The sequence below is a fragment of the Tissierella pigra genome, assembly GCF_009695605.1.
GTDB lineage: Bacteria > Bacillota > Clostridia > Tissierellales > Tissierellaceae > Tissierella > Tissierella pigra.
Window position 1 is genome coordinate 1 of sequence record NZ_VUNQ01000012.1, and the last position, 20,918, is coordinate 20,918.

The 20,918-nt window shown below is 30.1% G+C and carries 15 protein-coding genes, 1 tRNA gene and 1 pseudogene; 16 read left to right on the forward strand and 1 reads right to left on the reverse strand.

Annotation, left to right across the window (positions count from 1 at the left end; translation table 11 throughout):
* The 13 genes from FYJ83_RS06995 to FYJ83_RS07055 all read left to right on the forward strand — a co-directional run.
* On the forward strand, positions 1-1,583 hold a 1,583-nt coding region (locus FYJ83_RS06995), incomplete at its 5' end, for a recombinase family protein (protein ID WP_154439622.1).
* 527 nt (positions 1,584-2,110) lie between these two features.
* Positions 2,111-3,199, forward strand: a complete 1,089-nt coding sequence (locus FYJ83_RS07000) for a hypothetical protein (RefSeq protein WP_195837940.1) — start codon at positions 2,111-2,113, stop codon at positions 3,197-3,199.
* Complete coding sequence (locus FYJ83_RS07005) at positions 3,186-3,794, forward strand: hypothetical protein (RefSeq protein ID WP_154439624.1); 609 nt, start codon at positions 3,186-3,188, stop codon at positions 3,792-3,794. Before FYJ83_RS07000 ends, FYJ83_RS07005 begins: the two co-directional genes overlap by 14 nt.
* A gap of 12 nt (positions 3,795-3,806) precedes the next feature.
* Positions 3,807-5,054: a site-specific DNA-methyltransferase gene (locus FYJ83_RS07010; RefSeq protein ID WP_154439625.1), complete on the forward strand. Its 1,248-nt coding sequence runs from the start codon at positions 3,807-3,809 to the stop codon at positions 5,052-5,054.
* 314 nt (positions 5,055-5,368) lie between these two features.
* Positions 5,369-5,479 (forward strand) — tRNA-OTHER (locus FYJ83_RS07015).
* A 221-nt stretch (positions 5,480-5,700) separates the two neighbouring features.
* Positions 5,701-8,289, forward strand: a complete 2,589-nt coding sequence (locus FYJ83_RS07020; protein ID WP_195837941.1) for a DEAD/DEAH box helicase — start codon at positions 5,701-5,703, stop codon at positions 8,287-8,289.
* Between the two features lie 291 nt (positions 8,290-8,580).
* A complete protein-coding gene (locus tag FYJ83_RS07025; RefSeq protein WP_154439627.1) occupies positions 8,581-8,772 on the forward strand; it encodes a hypothetical protein in 192 nt (63 codons plus the stop codon).
* A 306-nt stretch (positions 8,773-9,078) separates the two neighbouring features.
* Positions 9,079-9,228: a hypothetical protein gene (locus tag FYJ83_RS07030; protein ID WP_154439628.1), complete on the forward strand. Its 150-nt coding sequence runs from the start codon at positions 9,079-9,081 to the stop codon at positions 9,226-9,228.
* Positions 9,229-9,498: 270 nt separating this feature from the next.
* Positions 9,499-10,731, forward strand: a complete 1,233-nt coding sequence (locus FYJ83_RS07035; RefSeq protein ID WP_154439629.1) for a copper amine oxidase N-terminal domain-containing protein — start codon at positions 9,499-9,501, stop codon at positions 10,729-10,731.
* Between the two features lie 276 nt (positions 10,732-11,007).
* Entirely contained in the window at positions 11,008-12,036 is a 1,029-nt protein-coding gene (locus tag FYJ83_RS07040) for a hypothetical protein (protein WP_154439630.1), read from the forward strand.
* Positions 12,037-12,175: 139 nt separating this feature from the next.
* Complete coding sequence (locus FYJ83_RS07045; RefSeq protein WP_154439631.1) at positions 12,176-13,180, forward strand: hypothetical protein; 1,005 nt, start codon at positions 12,176-12,178, stop codon at positions 13,178-13,180.
* Positions 13,181-13,371: 191 nt separating this feature from the next.
* Positions 13,372-15,783: a restriction endonuclease gene (locus tag FYJ83_RS07050; RefSeq protein ID WP_154439632.1), complete on the forward strand. Its 2,412-nt coding sequence runs from the start codon at positions 13,372-13,374 to the stop codon at positions 15,781-15,783.
* Positions 15,784-16,144: 361 nt separating this feature from the next.
* On the forward strand, positions 16,145-16,717 hold the full coding sequence (locus FYJ83_RS07055; protein WP_229768522.1) for an AAA family ATPase: 573 nt from the start codon (positions 16,145-16,147) through the stop codon (positions 16,715-16,717).
* Here FYJ83_RS07055 and FYJ83_RS07060 read toward each other — a convergent pair.
* Positions 16,701-17,821 (reverse strand): IS3 family transposase gene (locus FYJ83_RS07060; protein WP_154439633.1). Its coding sequence is split into 2 segments (ribosomal slippage): positions 16,701-17,572 and positions 17,572-17,821, totalling 1,122 coding nucleotides; the frame shifts between segments, so codons are not numbered across the junction. The two genes, FYJ83_RS07055 and FYJ83_RS07060, sit on opposite strands and share 17 nt — an antisense overlap.
* 76 nt (positions 17,822-17,897) lie before the next feature.
* Between FYJ83_RS07060 and FYJ83_RS07065 the strand changes: the two are divergent.
* The 3 genes and pseudogenes from FYJ83_RS07065 to FYJ83_RS07080 all read left to right on the forward strand — a co-directional run.
* Positions 17,898-18,650, forward strand: a pseudogene (locus FYJ83_RS07065) (phosphomethylpyrimidine synthase ThiC); the annotation flags it as partial.
* 199 nt (positions 18,651-18,849) lie between these two features.
* Complete coding sequence (locus FYJ83_RS19925; RefSeq protein ID WP_216585094.1) at positions 18,850-20,031, forward strand: GNAT family N-acetyltransferase; 1,182 nt, start codon at positions 18,850-18,852, stop codon at positions 20,029-20,031.
* Positions 20,032-20,119: 88 nt separating this feature from the next.
* Positions 20,120-20,821 carry a flavodoxin family protein gene (locus FYJ83_RS07080; protein ID WP_154439634.1) on the forward strand — a complete coding sequence of 234 codons (702 nt, stop codon included), beginning with the start codon at positions 20,120-20,122 and terminating at the stop codon, positions 20,819-20,821.
* Positions 20,822-20,918: the final 97 nt, after the last annotated feature.

A 20,918-nucleotide genomic window follows, 5' to 3' on the forward strand; every position in this document is an offset into this window, starting at 1 on the left:
TAAAAGTCCTAAGAGTGGCAGCCTACTGCAGGGTTAGTACAAAACTAGAACAACAAGAAGGCAGTTATGAGGCCCAGATTGCTTATTATACAGAGAAGATAAATAGTAATCCTAATTGGAAACTGGCAGGTATCTATGCAGATGATGGTATATCTGCAACCAATACCAAAAAAAGAGACGATTTTAATGCCATGATAGAAGACTGTATGGCAGGAAAAATAGATATGATAATCACTAAGTCCGTCAGCAGATTTGCAAGGAATACCGTAGATGCCTTACAAGCAATAAGAATGCTAAAAGAAAAAAATATAGGTATATTATTTGAAAAAGAAGGTGTAAATACCTTAGAAGGATCAGGAGAATTACTAATCACCATTTTAAGCAGTCAGGCACAAGAAGAAAGCAGAAATATAAGCGAAAATACAAGATGGGGAATCGTAAGAAGATATGAAAATGGAATCATCTCAGTAAATCATAAAAAGTTTATGGGATATACCAAAGATAAAAAAAGTGGTGAGCTGGTCATAGTACCTGAGCAAGCAGAGATAGTAAGACGTATTTTTAGAATGTATTTAGAAGGTTCTAGTATCCTAGAGATTACTAGAGCCTTAGAAGAAGATAAAATTAAAACAGTAACTGGAAAAGATAAATGGCATCCTGGCGTAATTGAAAGAATGTTAATTAATGAAAAGTATATGGGAGATGCCTTAATGCAGAAGACCTATACCGTAGATTTTCTGACAAAGAAGCGAGTAAAAAACAACGGAATCGTACCTCAATACTATATCGAAGATAACCATGAGGCTATTATACCAAAGGAAATATTTTATAGAGTACAGGAAGAAAAAACAAGACGCGCCAGCCTGAATAAAGCAGCAGTCACAAGAAAAGCAAACAAGCTAAAAAAGGAAAAAAGTAAGTTCAGCTCTAAATATGCATTAACAGAAATACTGGTATGTGCCGAATGCGGACATCCATATAGAAGACAAGTCTGGTCAAAATATGGACAAAAAAGTGCAGTGTGGAGATGTGAAAACAGACTAAAAAATGGTATAAAGGCAACTTGTAAAAACTCGCCTACCCTTAAAGAAGAACCCCTACATCATACATTAATGACAGCTATTAATAATGTAGTAGAAAATAATGGAGACTTTATAGGAGCATTCAGAGAAAATATTATCAGGGTCATAGGTAATTATTCTACAAAAAACACCTCAACAGAATATGATGAAAAAATAGAAAATCTGCAAAAAGAAATGCTATCATTAATCGAAGAAAACGCAAAACAAGGAGCAGTGGCAAGGGACTTTGATGATGAGTACAAAAGGATATCCCAAGAGATAAACGAGCTTAAAAAGGCAAAAATAAGGCTTGTACAAGAAAAGAAACAGGATGAGATGTACGAACAGCGATTAACAGAAGCGGATAGCACCTTAAAGACCGTAAGTCCACAGGTAAGAGAGTATGATGAGGACTTGGTACGAAGGTTAATTGAAACCACCAAAGTGAGTAAAGGTGAAAGACTAGAGATACAGTTTGAATCAGGAATAGTTATGGAACAGATAGTAGATTACTATGAATAGGAATATGGGAGCAGTAACTAGAATATAGGGGGAGGTTACTGCCCTGAAGTTAGTAAGAATATGTTAAGATTAAAGTCCTCAGAGGATGCTGAGGATTTTAGTGTTGGTATGTTTGGTGGAAATAAATAATCAGAACAATCTATGAATTTGTCAAATTATAGAATTATTAGTTGAGAAATTTAGAGATATGATATAAACTAATGATAACAATATTTTCTATATAACTGTTATCTACTTTGAAAATTATAATATATCGAACATCCATGAGATTTGGATATCGCTAAGAATAAAATGAAAAGTTTAATTTCAAGTAGAATGAGAATCTATTTTATTTTTTCGCTTTGATTGCTGTAGATCTATCATTAATAAAAATACTATATTTAGAATGGTGAATTAAATAGGAGATAAATATTATGGATATCAATTCGTTATATGACACAGGACATAAAATGGAATTATTTACGAATTCTTGTTTCCAAACACTAGATTATTATATTGATACTAATCTAAAAGTAATAGAAGAAAAGGTGAATAATTCAGGGAAAGTTGATGTTTTAGAATTAGATATATATGCAAAAGTATTTGATAGTACTTCTGTAAATACTACCTTAGTAGAGTGTAAAAGAGGATGTACCTTTAATGATTTATTTCTATTTGTAGGAATTTCCAATCTAATCAATGCAAACAATAATATAATGGTTGCTTTAAGTAAACAATTAGAGGACATAAAAATTCAAGCTGACAAATTAAATGTTACAGTACTAGAACCACTTGAATTATATAATAAAATTAATCCAAATCAAGAAGCAATTTTTTCAATGTTTTATTTATGGAATGAAATAAAATATTCGATAATGTCTAAAGATTTTATAAAACTATGCTTGGCACCCAGGAATAATCTTTCGAGATATCAACAAAATGCTTATAATGAAGTGAGGGCATATCTTTCGCTAATAAACGGAAAGGTTTGGAGAGAACCCAATTTAATTTTAAGAGCTCAATCTTTTACAGACCTATTAACTTCACATAAAGATTTTGTAAGAAAAGTAGCTAGAATTCAAAAACTTAGTCCAGCAAATAAAAATTCTCAATATTACATAGACTCTAATGAAATTTGCCAAGCTGCAGGAGCATTAGTTCTTGATATAAAACTAGCATATATTGTATGTGCGGTTGAATGCGCTATTTTAAAGATAGATACTAACGATGTTAAGGATATTGGATTTAATAATTTGGTGACAAAGTTAGCTTCTAAAATTGAAATTGCTGTTCTCATACCTAAATTTCTACAATATTTTATAAATATTTTTGGAGGAATATATTTTAATAATTTGGAAGATATTAAAAATATTTGTAATATTATAAAAATTTCACCCAATCAATTTAATGATATTATTTTATTGTTGAAAGAGTTATTTATTTTACCTGAAATAATGATTCAATGGGGATTTGAGGAAGACTTTTTAGTTACTAACTTAAAATATACTCCTAGTTTATATAAAGCGATTGGAATTGAAAATAGGCAAAAGATGAATTTTAATATCAGTATGTTTGTTCAAAAAGATGTATGGCAAAAAAAATTAGAAGATTGGAGGTTAAAGAATGAAGTTAATTAATAGCTACAACATAAAGTACATTAATCATTTGTTAGGTTCGAAAGGTTTAGTTCTAAGAGGGGACAGTAGCCGTGGAGATTCTCCTATACTTGATATTTATTATAATAGTAACTTTGATATTATTCTGAAGGTAAAAGAGGGTATTCAAATTGAAAATATGTTGTCAGATCCTAATAAAGGAGCTAAAGAGAGATTTGATATTCACTTTGGTAAAGATATACTTAAGGGTGTCTTGAATGATTTAGATAAATACGCAAAAAATCATGGATTAATCATGGATACAAAATCGTTTCAGATGTTAAATCCGACTGGAACTGAGCATAGTGAAGGAATTCCTCTGGGTAAAGTGGAGCCATTAACTAGATTTCCAGTGAGTTGTTCTGTTTATTATCATCATATAAATACGGTTGCACAAGGTAAAATGGCTTATGTTGATGCTGAGAATTATCCAAATAAACAACGATATCATATCGGTGGTTCTACGAACTCAACTATAAAAGAAACTTTAGATAGTTTTTTTGAAATCATTATTCCTGCAGAGTTCGTGTGCCGATTTATAAAATCAATAGAGCTAGCAGATATACTCCTGAAGTAGAAAGGAATAAATATGATTAATTTAGATTGGAATAATAAAAATAATAATCTTCTATTCTTTAACGAGTCTAGAGAACCTATTTATGGTTCACTAGAATTATTAAAGAAGTATCAACTGAATAAGAAATATGAATATGGAGAAAAATCTTCTTCAAAACAGAACATGTTAATTAAAGGTGATAATGTGATATCTTTATTCAAATTGCAGGAAACACATCAATCATCAATAAAGTGTATATACATTGATCCACCCTTTAATACTGGTAAAACCTTTGACCACTATGCTGATGCTCTTGATAGAGATCAATGGTTGTCAATGATGAAAATCAGACTTGAGCTTATGTATAATTTATTATCAGAAGATGGTGTAATTTTTGTTCACATTGATGATAGTGAGATGCCTTATTTAAAAATTTTGATGGATGAAATTTTTAATTGCGATTCTAATAAATATAAATCTCATTCAAATTATATAGCAACAATTATTTGGCAAAAGAAAAGCTCTCCACAAAATGATGCTAAATTTTTTTCGGACGTGCATGATTATATTCTTGTATATGCTAAGGATTATATGAAATTTAACATGCATAAACTCGAACGTACTGAAATACAGAATAGTAGATACAAAAATATTGATAATGACCCACGGGGGCCATGGACATCTAGTGATTTAACTGTAAAAACGCCGTCGGAACATTTAATATATGAAATTACTCTACCTAGTGGAAGAATTATTGTTCCTGCCTCAAGTAGAAGTTGGGGTGTTACTGAGGAACGGTTTCAGGAATTGGTAAAAGATAATAGAATTTGGTTTGGGAAAAGTGGGAACGCAATGCCTAGACTTAAACGGTTTTTATCAGAAGTTCAAGAAGGCATAGTTCCAAAAACAATTTGGACTATTGACGAAGTTGGTGATAATGCAGAAGGAAAAAGAGAATTAAAAAAGATTATTAATTTAGACCAAGCGATTTTTACTACTCCAAAACCAGAAAGATTAATTGAAAGAATTATAAAGTTATCAACTAGTGAAAATGATATTGTTTTAGATGCTTTTCTAGGTTCAGGAACAACTTGCGCAGTTGCACATAAGTTAGGACGACAATGGATTGGACTTGAAAATGGAAACCAGCTTGACGATATTTGCGTTCCAAGACTTGAGACCGTAATTAATGGACAAGATAATAACCAAGTTTCTCAAAACAATAACTGGAACGGTGGTGGAGGTTTTACATATTACTCGATAGAAGAATTATTAGAATAATTCTTCTATCGTAAAGAAACAAGAGTGAAAAGATTGAGGAAGAGATGTATGTCTTATGACTAGAGATGTCCAAGGGGAATGAACGGTAAAATACGGTTGGAAGTGTTTTAAGATGTATTAACTATAAAATTATGGTATAATTTGGGCAAAAGATAATGAACATGTTTAGGATTAAACTCGATGGTGATCTCTGTCTATTTAATGATGATTAGTAAAACAATAACTCTGAATATCGAAGCAAAGCTAGAAAAAGGAGCTGATTTTATGAAAATAATTATTTTATATATAGGTATGGTGGCGGTAGCTGTACTTCTGGAGCAGATGGTCAGTGCGACTAAAGCCATGAGAATAGAAGAAGTGAACCAAAAGTTTGTCTATTAATAATATGTTAGAGTACAAGGGAGGTTCGATTCCTCCCTGCTCCGCTTAATTTGGAAGGCTACTAGGTGAGATGAGCCTATTAGACTGACTTCAAATGTTTTTTTAAATTGTTTGCATCCCCTGGGAGTTTGAGGGCAGAGCCTTAATAAATTTATTATACAGAGCTATATTTTTGCTCAATTAGCCCGGGTCCATGCTAATTTGCTGCGGTCGTAAGGAACTAGATTTGATAAATAGAACAATTCAGTTGAATAGGGGTAAGTTTATGAGCTTGTTTAATTTTGGAAACGAGGAGGATGTATCTTATAGTACACCTCAGGAATTATTTGATAGTAATAAGAATCGGAAAATTAAAAGTCTATATGATTACCAAAGTTCAATTATAGACAAGTATATGAAAAACATTGAAGAAAAAGATGTTGTTTTGGAGTTACCAACTGGTTCAGGAAAAACATTAGTAGGCATGTTGATTGGGGATTATTTAAGAAGTGAAAGAAACTATAAGGTATTGTATCTATGTCCCACGAATCAGTTAGTATATCAAGTTTCATTACTTGCTAGTAATGAATATGGAATTAACGCAACAGCATTTGTTGGTCCTAAAAAAAACTATACATTAGAGGATAAAAATAATTATGAATTTTCAAGAAGTATTGCAGTTTCGTCTTATAGTTCCTTTTTTAATTCAAATCCATACTTTTGTGACCCAGATATAATAATATTTGATGATTCTCATTCGGCAAATGATCTAATATCTAGCAATTGGTCTGTTAAGATATCTAGGATTACTCACAATGAACTATATAATAATCTTATAGAATTATCAAGGGAGTACATATCAGAATCCATTTATGATTTGTGTGTAGATGATATTGGATTTGCAATTAAAGATGTTGATAAAATACCTAATATATCTTTTTTAAATATTAAAAGTATTTTCAAAGAAATGATAGAAGATTATATTGATAAGAATATAGATAATTATGATAAACTTGATTTTAAATTTGCATGGGGACAAATTAAGGAAAATTTATCTGCTTGTAATACATTTATAACAACTGATCATATTTTAATTAAACCATTCATTTCGCCAACAAAGATCTTTGCCCCTTTTTTAAACTCAAAACAAAGAATATATATGTCTGCGACAATAGGGAAAAGTGGGGAGTTAGAAAGAGCTTTTGGAATTCGAAAAACGATTAAAATATATGATGAAAAATTTCAAACATTAACAATGGGAAGGAAGTTTTTTCTCTTCCCTGCCCTACTTTTCGAAAAAGAAGAAATTAAGGTTTTTATGGATGAACTTGTTGATTATGTTCCAAGAAGTTTAATGATGGTGAAGGATAAAAAAACAGAAAAAATGTTTATAGAACATTTTGAAGATAGAGGGAAAAAGACATATAATGCTCAAGACTTAGAAAAGCTTAAAGAAGAATTTGTTAAACAAGAAAGGGCAATTGCAGTTATATCCAATAGACCGGATGGAATTAACTTTCCAAATGATGAGTGTAGATTGCTTATTTTAACTGAACTTCAAGATAATACAGATGCGCAAGAATTTTTTATAAGTCATAGAATGGGTTCTTCTGTTTTGTTTTCTGAATTAATGAAAATAAAGATGATGCAAGCAGTAGGTAGATGTACAAGGGAATATACTGATTATGCGATAGTGTGTATTATAGGTGAAAAATTTAGTAGGTATGTTTTAGAAAGTAAAAATTTAGATTCTTTTATTCCCGAATTGCATGCAGAATTAAATTTTTCAAAGCAACAATTTTTGGGCAACTCCAAAAAGTCTGTAGAAGAAATAATGAGTATGATAAAGATATTTTTAGATAATAGAGAAAAATGGGATGAGGTAGAACGATATATTCAAAACGAAGCAAAAAAGATAGCTTCCAAGGTTTCTATAAATAGTGATATTAATAAAATATTGGAAAAATCAGCTCAACATGAAGTAGGATTTCATAATTGTTTATGGATAGAAAACTATGAAGAGGCAATCGTAGAGGCTGATAAAATTATAGAACTTTTGGGTAAAGATGAGCAATTAAAAGGATACTTAGGGTTTTGGTATTACCTTTCTGCATATGCACATTTTTGCAATAGTAATAAAACTAAAGCAAATGTACAGTTGAAAAAAGCTTCGGAAAATACATTGTCTGTAAAGTGGTTTACTAAGCTTATAGAAACTAGTTCTAATGAAGAGACAGAAGAGATTGTTAATATTGTTTCCAACATTGAGAATAAAATTGTGGATGAATTATTAAAAACAGATAAAAATAGTATTCTTAGGGAATTGGATAATATTGAAAGTTCAATTACTCAAGGAGGACGTATATTTGAAGATGCTTTAACTAATCTTGGAACCTGGTTGGGGTATAAAACCTATAATTACGAAGATACAGGTTCACCTGATCCTATTTGGATAATTAATTCTAATACTTGCATTGTTACAGAAAGTAAGATATATGAAGGGGATCCTGAAATTATATTGCGACATATTAGGGAGACAAGTACACATGAACAATATATTAAAAATAACAAACAAAAACTTGAACTATTTTCGGATAGTGATATTATTGTAGTATTTATATCTAATGCAAATACTTTTAAAGATAAAAAAACTAAGGAACTAACTCCTGATATTTATTACGTTAGTCAAGAAAGATTGATATTATGGTCTAACCAAGCAATATTAGTTCTAAAAGAAATAACAAAAGCTTTCTCAGGTTCTCAAGATTATTTATGGCAAGAAAAAACCACAAAGATGCTAAAAGATAGTAAGCTAACACCTAATAATATCAAGAACTTTTTTACTCAAGAAAAGATAAGAACTTTAGATTATTAATAATAAATAAATGTATCAAAAACTTTGCAACCATAAATACTAATGGAATTAAACGGTTATATTTGTTTAAGCTAAAATAAAAATTGTAATTAATAAAGCCCTCATGAATTCAAGTTGTATTTGAGGGTTTTGTTGTTTACAATTTAAATGATTGTAAATATATTACAAGTTAACAAGGATGATTAGACAATCACAATAATAGCAATAGTCTGTTAGTTTTGAAACAAGTACTGCCACCAAGGGGGGACTATATACTTCCTGCATCTGAATCGTCTCTTCAAGGCACGTGGAATGCGTGGTAGGAATACAGAAAATTTAACAGTAGAATTAGACCGAAAAATGGCTAATTATCAACGAAAACGATATGTTATTATGAAATTTACTCATGATGAAAAGCATATCATTTTTAAAGATGTAGGGAAGGGCAGAAGAATAAAAGAGGTTTTTGATGAGGTTGAGGTTATTATTGCTATGATTGCATGAAATACATAGTTTTGATTCTTAGCAAAATGTGGTACACAGTTTAATTAGTAGTGTGGTACATATTCCCCTATTCATAAAACTTGATATCAAGCGAATTTTACTACTCTTATTCTTACGGTCACTCCTGCCATAAGACCTGCTATTTATTTCATAGTATGATGTTCAAAAAAGTCATCTTGGAATTATAGAAAATGAAATGTGGGAAGTTGTGGTAGTTCATTTGGAAGAAAGACCTGGAACCCTACAAATGAATGACTAAAACGAAGGGTGTGACAGTATAATGGGAAATATGAGAAAAAAGGATAAGTGAGATGTAAGAATCAGCATATATATGAAGAAGTTATATATAAAGCATTTGTTTGTAGCTTCAACGCCTTGGGGGAAAACAAAGAGGATTCCATAGAGAAGTGGAAAGCTGAAGATGGAGATGAACTTAGGAGTTTTTTTGAATTGTAGAAGATGGAATGGAATTTGAAGAATTTGATATAGATTCTTATTTCAAAATGATAGAAAAGATGACAGTATTTGAAGGTCGGATAATTATTGGAATGCATGATGTTACAAAGATTGAGTGTGTAATTGAATAGATTAGGGATTGAGTTTAGAGCTAGTTGGGATTAGAAGCCATAGTCCTGACTGGCTTTATTGCTTGTTTAATATGGAGGGGTTTGGTAATATGTAAGTAAGATTAAGGATCTTTTTTAAAAATAAAGGGGGAAAATGGGAATGAAAAAAACTTTAAAGATATTATTAACATTTGTATTAGTTATAGGATTTATAGCTGCATCACCCAAAACTATAAATGCATCTAGTGGTATCAAAGTATTATTAGAGGGGCAAGAATTGAAATTCGATGTACCACCACAAATAATTGAAGGTAGGACATTACTTCCACTAAGAGCAATATTTGAAGCTTTAGGACTAGAAGTAGGTTGGGACGATGCTACAAGAATAATAACTGGAGTGGCAGAAGGTAAAGAGATAATATTAGAACTGGATAGCAAAGAAGTCAAAGTTAATGGCGTAGATAAAACGCTTGATGTTCCTGCAAAAGCCATCAATGGGAGAACTTTAGTGCCAGTAAGGTTTATTGCAGAAAGCTTGGATATGAATGTTGTATGGAATCAAGAAAGTAAGACAGTTAAAATAAGTAAAGATGATATTCTAGAGTGGAAGTACGAAGGATATGAAGGCACAGAACCTTTTAAAGAATATGAAAGAAAATATGTAAATGGTGTAAAATCAGATGAGACTAGATATAATGGTAAGAACCATGTATTTAAAACTGTTAATTTGTATAGTGATGATGGAAGAATTATACCAAATGTAAGAGAAGATAAAATTGCTAATTATGGTGCTGGATGGTATACCAAATCTCCACTTATTGGTAAAACTTATTGGGTTAGAATTGAATCATATGGTAGGTATGCAATAATTAATCCTGATACAGGACAAGAATATTCAGAAAACCTTTTGACTAATCATGATAGAGATGCTCGATATATTAAAATTAGAATTGATGAACATTATTTTGATAAGGACGAGATTTTTAAAGAAAGAGGACAAAAAGTTACAGACGGCAAAGAAATATATCATACAGATACATTAATTAAAGGTGTAATTAATGATGAAATAAAGGCTGTAACTTCAACATATAGAATTACAGGTTTATTAAAAGAGGAGAAATCAGGCGAAGGGAAATATCGTATTTTTGATAAGGATCCAAAAACAATCTTTAAATGGAAAGAATCTGTGTGGAAAGATTTGGGACAGGGGAAAAAGTGGATAGGAATGACCAAAGACATGCTAATTGTACACATGGGTAGACAACCAAACAAAATTAACAGGACGGTTGTAAAATCAGTGACAAGTGAACAATGGGTATATAGCTGGAGTTATGGAATATCAAGTGAATACTACTATTTTGAAAATGATAAATTAGTTGGCTGGCAAGACTAAATTTTATCTTTACTAAAAGGTTATAAACAAGTAATAATTATAAAAAAGCATCTTAAGAAATTAGAAATAATTCACAGTTGAATAATGGTCTTATAACAGAACCAGTTGGGATTTGAAGATATAATTCTGACTGGTCTTTTTTATGCTTATTTAAAGCAATATATTGGATTATTATGGTATAATGGAAATTAAATTGGGAGAAGTTTGAAACGTAATAAATTTTTGTTATTAATTTTGTAAATATGAACCTTATAGAAAACAGTAGGGGGGATTTAAGTGAAAAATAGTGAAATATTTAGAAATTTGCTTAATGAATTATTAATTGAAAGTCCACAGTATAAAAGTGAATTAAAGAATTTTCAAGAGTATTTGAAGGATAGAATGCTCGAGGAAAAGGTTTTCAACTTAAATGTTACTCACATTGACGAGTATTTTGTATATTCATATGATACTAAAATCGGTTCAATACCTTCATTAACTAGTCATATAGCTGCATTAAAGAGATTATTTGATTTTCTTATTAATAGAAAGTTTGATTTCAATACCCTATATGGTTACATAAATACTGTTGGTTTTAAAGAGAAACTAAGTAAACAACTAGAACAGAGTTTTCAGAAACCTGTTATTAATGAGACTTTATTAAATTCTATTTTATATAGGTTTGATTTATACATAAGTGATAATATTAATAATAAATTTAAAACTAAAAGTGAAAAAAATAGATTTGTAAATATATTAATTTCGAGATTATATGCAAAACTAAGTTTAATACTTCCACTTAAGCCAAATGAAATGTTAGAGCTCCAATTATTTGATATAACTGATGGGTTAACTAGAACCATAGAACATAACGGAATTCTAATTAAGATTCCAAATAGCTTAAGGGAGCAAATTATAGAATCAATTAAATTTATAGAAAGACACTATAATAAAGTCTATTTAGATGATGATAAATTGTTCTATTTTCTATATAATGCATTAGATAGAACTGATATAAGTTCATCAAGAATTAGTGAGTCATTTATCACAACATATAAAATACTTGGCATTGATGAAATGCTTAAGCAAAAAAAAGTAGGAAAAAAGATTCATTATGTATATCCACCTGAGAGTTATAAAATAACAGCAATTTTGGACATGCTAAATAATGGAGTAAATATAGTGTATTTGAAAAAATTAACAGGTTTAGATATAGGAACTTTAGTATCCAATTTTAACTTTGAAAATAAGCCTGACCTTAAAGATAATGTATCAATTGATATAAATAAAGGTCTGATGAGTACAGAGTATTATGTTTATCTATAATTAATTATGAACCTCTTTTTGTATAAGCTTATATTAAAATAAATTAGTATTCTAGCTAGAAACTTCAGAAGAAAGAATTAGATAACATTGAAACAAAGAATAAAGATTACTGTAAAAAAATCTTAAGGAGGCTTAATTTATGAAAAAGTCTATGTCTATTATATTCTTATTAGTTTTACTTGTAATTTCTTTTACTGGATGTTCCAAACCGATAAGTTTTGATGAAGCAGTGAAAGAAGCACATAGCATTCAAAAAGAATTACTTTTGACCGACATGACACTGGAAAGTGCTAGATCTAAAGTATCAGATATAATAAGAAGTGTTAAGAATATAGATAATTCACAAAAAGCGAAGCTGAATGAGATGGAGAAAGATCTTGATATGATTTATAGTAGTAAAAAAGATTATAAGGATATTATGGAGGAAATTTCAAAAGAAAATTTTAGTTATGCCTTTTTTAATATGTATGAGGCTGTTGGCACTTATAAAGATAGTTATGGGGATATTTTGAAAGAATGTATCGGTGAAATATATATAATGAACGAAAAAGATTTAGAAAAAGGCATTATAGAAGACATTCAGCAAAATATAGACATATCAGCGTTAAAAGAGAAGGAGTATATAAATGATAACCATATAATAAACTTTGTTAATGCGGCTAATGAAAGACTTAATAACATGGATTATTTTTTTGAACAAATAGGGCAAACAATGTCAAACGATTTAAAACTAAATCTTGATATTCTAAAGCCAAAGGCAGAAGTTGCACTTAATATTACTGATGATTTGCAAGTTAAACAAAAAATAATAGAGGAAGAAGCAAAAAAATTAGCTGAAGAAGAAGCCAAGATTGAGGCTAAGGAAGAAGTAAAAAAATACGAACCTGAAAAGATAGTTGATAGTGATGGGAAACAGATTTGGAAGATATATATATCAGAAGGTAGTTTACATCTTAAAGGCACATATAAAGGTAGTGGGAACTTTATAGTTAAACTTTCAAACTCAAATCAAGAACTGATGGAGGTTTTAGTTAATGAAATTGGAGACTATATAGTGGATAAAACATTTATTGTACCTTATGTAGGTTGGTATTATCTTGAAATTTATGGCTCACAGGGTAATTGGACTTATGAATGGTATTAATAAAGGTAACAATTTAATTAGTTAGGAGAGTATCAGTGGGGCTAGTTAAATTTAAGTATCCATGAGTGCCATATACAAATGTATGAAGGGTTAATGGAATTAGTTTGCATCTAGAATAAAATAAATATAGGAGATCATATTGGATTATTTGAATCTTCTTAAATATAAGAGGATAAACAGGGGGAGATATTATGTTTAAAAACTTATTTAAAGGTCTTAGTAAAAATAATGAAAATATGAGAAATAGAGAAAAAAAGTTGGTGACCAATGCTGTGCCTAAGAAAGAGTTACAAAGCTTAATTACACATGAAAATAACATGTCAATGGATATAGAAAATGAATTAAAGCAACATGTAGATGAGGAAATTCAAATTACTAAAGGTACACTCGTTAACGATGATAATTTAACTCTTGAAAAGCCAGCTAAAAAAACTACTGAAAAGTTTACTGAATATAAACTATTCTACAGGGACAATTTTCTAAAATGTAAAAGTATTAATGAAGTATTAGATACCTATTTAAAATACACAGATTCTGATAATATTATGGATGAAATACGTCTAAGATATGTTAGCATGTATCTTTTTAACACTAGTTTGAGTAATGATAAATTAGAAATCATAGATTTAAAGTCATTACTGACAAAAAGGTTATCAGAAACAGATATAGAAAATGAATTAAAGCAACAAGGGCTAGATGAGGAAATTCAAATTACTAAAGGTGCATCTGTTAACGATGATAATTTAACTCTTGAAAAGCCAGCTCAAAAATCTACTGAAAAACTAATTAAATATAAATTATTTTATAAGGACAAGTTTGTAAATTGTAAAAGCATTAACGACGTATTGGATACTTATTTAAAATACACCGATTCTAATGATATGATGGAAGAAATACGTCTAAGATATGTTAGCATGTATCTTTTTAATACTGGTTTAAGCAATGATAAATTAAACATTAAAGATTTAAAGTCATTACTGGCAAAACGATTATCAGGAGACCGTAAAGTTGATGATACAGTTATGCTAGATGATAATAATATATTAAACGGGAAACTTTATTCTGAAATTAAGTTGCATTTTAAAGATGAAATACATAAGCTACATCAAGCTGGGCAAGATGCGAACATTGACAGACTATTAATATCATTATTTCTTCATTATGAAGTAGAAGCAATTGACTCGGTTGTGTTTCTTAGATCATTACTAAGGGTTATAAAAGACATGGATTTGTCAAAAATAGACACTGAAGATAATTATTTTGGAAGCTACTTGAAACAAAGGATTTTAAATATTAAAGATACAGAATTTTGGCAGGAAGATGAAGAAAGGTTTTATAGGTGTGAAATCTTGATTATTGGAAGATATATAATGGTTAAGACAAAAGGTTTCGTCCATATTATTTCTAATTTAAAAGAAGGGCCTATGTATATAAATGTAACTTCAATTAATAATAATACTTTGTTTAATCTAAATATAGATGGTACTGTATTCGTGACAAATGCATGGGATAGGGATAAAATTCTCAATTATTTTAATTTTGTTAATGACGAAATCCTAGAAGAAGTAAATCAAAAGGTTAATACAATAGTTAAGGAAGTTGAAAATGTATCCTTAGAGTTAATTGCAGTAATTGAAAATTTCCTAAATATAATGCCGTTAAATATTTTGTTAGATAGGGATTTGTATATTGCTTTTGAACATTTAATTTCATTTAATAGTTTTGTTGCACAACAATTACTAGATAGCAATTCGGAACAGAGAGATAATATTATAGACAAGTTAAGGGGAGATGCTAATTTTTATAATAATTTACAAAGTTTTATTGACGAGAACTACAAAAAACTTGTTAAAATTGCAGGTAAATATATTAATACCGCAGAGGAGTATCATTCTTCGGTTATATGGAAATTGATTAGAAAGTCATCTCTTCAATTCATATCTGAGTATTGGAAGAACGAATATGGTATTTATATTAAGGATGATATTCAAGCAACTGACCTGAGTGAATATGTGGATGCATATTGTAGATGCTTAGATATTCCTACTAAAAATATTGTTACTGTAGGCTCTTTTACCTATTATTTAATGGGTAGAGACATGTTTCCAACGGAGATAGAAAGAAATTTTGTACAGTGTAATATCTACCTCATAGAAAAGATATTACAAAAAATTGAAGAACTTGAATTAGAAATATTTGAAAATAGACTTACTAATAGACAGGTACAAAAAAGTGTAAAGTACTCAATTAACGATGTGGATTTAATGGATGGACATGAGTTTGAACGATTTGTTAGTCTCCTTTTTACAAAGATGGGTTATATGACAGAAATAACAAAAGGCTCTGGTGATCAAGGAATGGATGTCATTGCAGAGAAAAATGGTAGTAGAATTGGAATTCAAGCAAAATGCTATTCTAGTAAAGTAACAAATAAAGCAGTACAAGAAATTTTTACATCGTTGAATTACTATAATTGTAACAAAGGAATGGTAATAACAAATAACTATTTTACAGAATCAGCTTTGGAATTAGCTCAATCAAATAATATTGTACTATGGGATAGGGATATTCTGAAAAGAAAAATTGATGAGATATTTAATTAGTATTAATACTCACTTTAACTATTCGATATTTCCGAATAGTTAAAGTGAGTATTTAAGCATAGCTTAAATTTAATTAATAGTAAACAGATTATCTAAACCAAGATAAATATTTTTGGTAACCTTGATGCAAAAAATATCTGGGTTATTTTTTTACCTTTTTTCAAATCTAGACTTCGTAAATGACCCTCTAAATGTGGAAACATATAGAGGGATATTTTTGTTTGAAAAACTTTTTAGATTAGACTTCAAAATCAAGGTTTAAATGTGGAAACAGATAGAAGGGACATCTTTTTAAAAAAATTCCAATTAGACTTGAAAAATCGACTTCAAATGTGGAAACAAGTAAGGAGGTGAATTTTAGATGACAAAAAAATTTAATACAATTGATGGTGAAACTTTAATGACGATGCCACTTAAACCAATTAACTTCATTATTGAAAACCTACTATCAGAGGGCCTTCATATTCTGGCAGGGTCACCAAAGGTGGGAAAGTCTTGGCTTGCTTTATGGTTATCAGTGGCAGTAGCAAAAGGAGAGGAGGTTTGGGAGAATAAGGTTAAAGAAGGGACTACCCTTTACCTTTGTTTTGAAGATAGTCAAATAAGAATTCAAAATAGACTATTTGATATTACAGATGAAGTAACAGACAGGGTAAACTTCTGTACGGAAAATGCAATGCTGGGTGGTGATTTAGAAGAAAGGATAGTAAACTTCATAAAAGAACATCCAGATACTGTTTTGATTATTATTGATACCTTACAAATGATAAGAAATACAAGCAAGGATCATAATTATGCCAATGACTATAATGAGTTAACCATATTAAAAAATCTAGCAGATAAATATGGAATAGCTATTTTACTAATTCATCACTTAAGAAAAGAATATGATAAAGATCTGGAAAGGCAACACTTATTTAGACAGTTTTTTTAAGGTTATGTAATTTATACTGTCTAGGGCTTAAATATCCTAGTGTTCCATGTATCCTAATATTATTAAACCAATTTACATAATCAGCTAACATAATTTCTAATTGCTCTAGGGTTTCAAAATGATAGTTATTGGCGAATTCAGTTTTAAATATCTTAAATGTTGCTTCGGCTACGGCATTATCATGAGGACAGCCCTTCATACTTAAAGAACGCCTAATATTAAAGGTGTCAAGGACTTCATCTATTATTTTATTTTTAAATTCATTACCTCTATCTGTATGAAATAAAGTAATATTATCTAACCTAGTTTTAACCCTTGCAAAGGCTCTATAAACTAGGGGTGCATCTTTATTAGGACCAGCACTATAACCAATTATTTCTCTGTTAAATAGGTCGACTAAGAAACATACATAATTCCATTTTCTATTAACTCTAACATATGTTAAATCACTGACTACAGCTGAATAAGGTTTATCTGTATTAAATTCTCTATTTAGTTCATTGGCAATTTTTGATTCATTACATTTATTCACATGTGGCCTATACTTGGCGATTGTATAGTTAGATACTAAGCCATTTTGCTTCATTATTCTACCTATTTTTCTTCTAGATACTATATAACCTGCTTTCTTAAGCTCTACTTTAATTTTTCTGGTACCATAGTTATTTCTACTTGCTTTGAATATTTCTATTACTTTTGGTGTTATTTCATCTGTAGGTTCTTTAACTTTCGATTCATAGTAATAAGTACTTCTAGGGATTTGTAGGACTTTACACATTGCTGATATACTGTATTTGTGGGAATTATTCTTAATCACAACTACTTTCGTCCTAATATCAGCGCCGCTTGCTTTAAAATATCATTCTCCATTTTTAATTGTTGGTTTTCTTTCCTTAATTTTATTAATTCATTTTCTTCTGGGGAACGATTATCTTTTTCCTTAAAGGATCCAGTAGTTTGGCTTCTTTTTATCCAGGTATTAAAGGCAGTAGGTGTTAAGTCATATTCAGCTATAATATCTTTCTTAGACTTACCACTTTCATATAGTTTTACCATTTGTTCTTTGAATTCAGGGGTATAGGTTCTTCTTTCTCTTTTCGTCATATAAACTCTCTCCTTTTTCTATTTTTAGTTTACATGACCTTAATTTAGTTGTCTAGTTTATTGTAACCTATCCAGAGGTTCTTTATTATATGCATGGATGGAATTAAACAATAAGGAAAATCCTTTTTATGAATACTATGATGAATTACTAGATATATGTGCAAAATATGATATGACCATAAGCTTAGGCGATGCCTTGAGGCCAGGTAGTATAGCAGATGGTACAGATGCACCGCAGATTGCAGAATTAATGGTGTTAGGAGAGTTAACAAAGAGAGCTTGGGAGAAAAATGTACAAATTATAATAGAAGGACCAGGACATATGAAATTAAATGAAATTGAGGCAAATGTATTATTAGAAAAGAAACTATGTTATGGAGCACCTTTCTATGTATTGGGTCCACTAGTCACTGACATAGCGCCAGGATATGATCATATAACTTCAGCAATAGGCGGGGCTGTAGCTGCAAGTCATGGGGTAGATTTTTTATGTTATGTGACACCGGCGGAGCATTTAAGACTACCTACATTAGAAGATATGAAAGAAGGAATTATAGCTTCAAAGATAGCAGCACATGCAGGGGATCTAGCTAAAGGAATACAAGGTGCAGATGAATGGGATTTAAAGATGAGTAGGGCTAGACAGAGATTAGACTGGGAAGAAATGTTTAATTTGAGTATAGATGATGAAAAAGCTAGAAGATATAGAAAAGAATCTACTCCAGAGCATCAAGATAGTTGTACTATGTGTGGAAAAATGTGTTCTATGAGAAATATGAATAGGATTATGGAAGGAAAAGATATAAATATACTAAGATCCGAGGACTAAAGGTAATATAAAACTAAATATAAAAATCCGAAGAAGCGAAGTACTCTGTTAACTTATAATCCATAGACTTCGTTTCTTTTTATGCAAAAAATAATAAACAAAGTGGTTCTTAGTCAGAGGAAAAGTGAAAGTATACTTTATTTTATATAAAGATAAAGATATAATTATATCAAGACAATGAGATAAAGGGTGTGAAGCTATGGAATATGAAATTATATATTTACCAAAAGAGAAATGGAAGGGGACTGTTATTCCAATAGGATATACAACAGACAAATATTATGATGTTTTAGTTAATAAAACAGATAAAGGATTTGATATTAACATAGAAAAGAAAGATTTTAACAAGTCAGTAACTCATACACCAGAAGAATATGATTTTCCAGATAAGTTATATGAGGATCATTGGGATAATGCTTATGCTTGGGGAGTGTTAGTTAAGGATGAATTAATTGCTGCAATTGAAACGAATCAAGAATTATGGTCTAATCGTCTAAGAATTACAGAACTTTGGGTATCAGAAAAATATCAAAAGCAAGGAATAGGTCATAGGTTAATTGAGATGGCAAAGGAGCAAGCAAGAAGAGAACGACGTCGTGCCGTTATACTAGAAACACAATCTTGTAATGTTAATGCAATAGATTTTTATCAGCATGAAGGTTTTACCTTAATTGGTATGGATACTTGCTGTTACAGAAATAATGATTTGGAGAGAAAAGAAGTAAGGTTAGAATTTGGATGGTTTCCTGAAGAAAAGAAAAGATTAAATAGAGAAGATATAGAAATTAGAATGGAGACAAGATCAGATTGGTATAGTGTAGAGTTGATGACACAACATGCTTTTTGGAATAAACATCATCTGGGATGTGATGAACATTATCTTGTGCATAAATTACGCCAAGATAAAGACTATCTTCCAGAGTTAAGCAGAATAGCAGTAAAAGATGGAGAGGTAATAGGGTGTATAATGTATTCAAAGGCCCGAGTCATTGATGGATCAGATATACATGAGATTATAACCTTTGGACCTCTTTGTGTAGAGCCTAAATGGCAGGGATGTGGAGTTGGTGAGTTGCTATTAAGAGAAACAATGGAATTAGCTGCAAATAGAGGATATAAAGGAATTATAATTTTTGGAGAACCAGATTATTATCCTAGAATAGGATTTAAAACATGTGATAATTTTAATATTACAACTTCAAATGGTAAAAATTTTGATGCATTTATGGGAATTGAATTAGTAGAAGGTAGTATGAAAGATATAAAAGGAAAATTCTATGGATCTGAAGTCTTTGAGAATCTTCCAAAGGAAGAAGTAGAAGAATATAATAAAAAGTTTCCACAACTGCAAAAATTAAGATTTCCAGGGCAGTGGAATTAATTAAATATTAAAATAAGATAAATTAAATGATAAAATGGTAGAAGTAGAAAGGTAAGAAACTATAAAATAGATATTTGGAGGCCCTGAGATGATAAAGATTACAGTAATTCATGGACAATCACATAAAGGGAGTACTTATAATATTACCAAACAAATAATTGATAAAATCTTAGATACTAACAAAGAAATTTATGAGTATTTTATGCCAAGAGATACACCAAACTATTGTATTGGGTGTTATAATTGCTTTAATGAAAGTGAGAATTCCTGTCCACAAGCAGAAAAGGTACAAAAAATTGTTAAGTCTATGGAAATATCTGATATTATTGTTATTGATTCACCAACGTATTGCTTTGAAATGACAGGACAACTGAAAACTTTATTTGACCATTTTGGGTATATGTGGCTCTCCCATCGACCAAAGCAAGTTATGTTTAATAAAGTGGGGATTGTGATTTCAACAGCAGCAGGGGCAGGAGCTAGGAAGGTTACCAAAGCATTAGCACAGCAAATGTTTTGGCTTGGAATACCTAAGGTTTTCCAATATAGTAAAAATGTAAGTGCTTCCAATTGGGAAATGGTTCCAAATAAAGTTAAAAAATCAATTGAACATGATATTTCTAAACTTTCTACGAAGGTACAGTCTAAAGTAGGGAAGGTAAGTCCAAATTTTAGACTAAAATTTATATTTACTATAATGGGAATGATGCAAAAATCAAATAATTGGAATAAGGTTGATCAAAACTATTGGAAAGAAAATGGTTGGTTAGATAAAAAAACACCTTGGTAGTTAAAATAGATATTATTGTTGCTAGATATTATAAGAATCTAATGGATATAAGGTGTTAAACTATACTCCATTTTCTTGTAGCCAAAATATTCAAGGA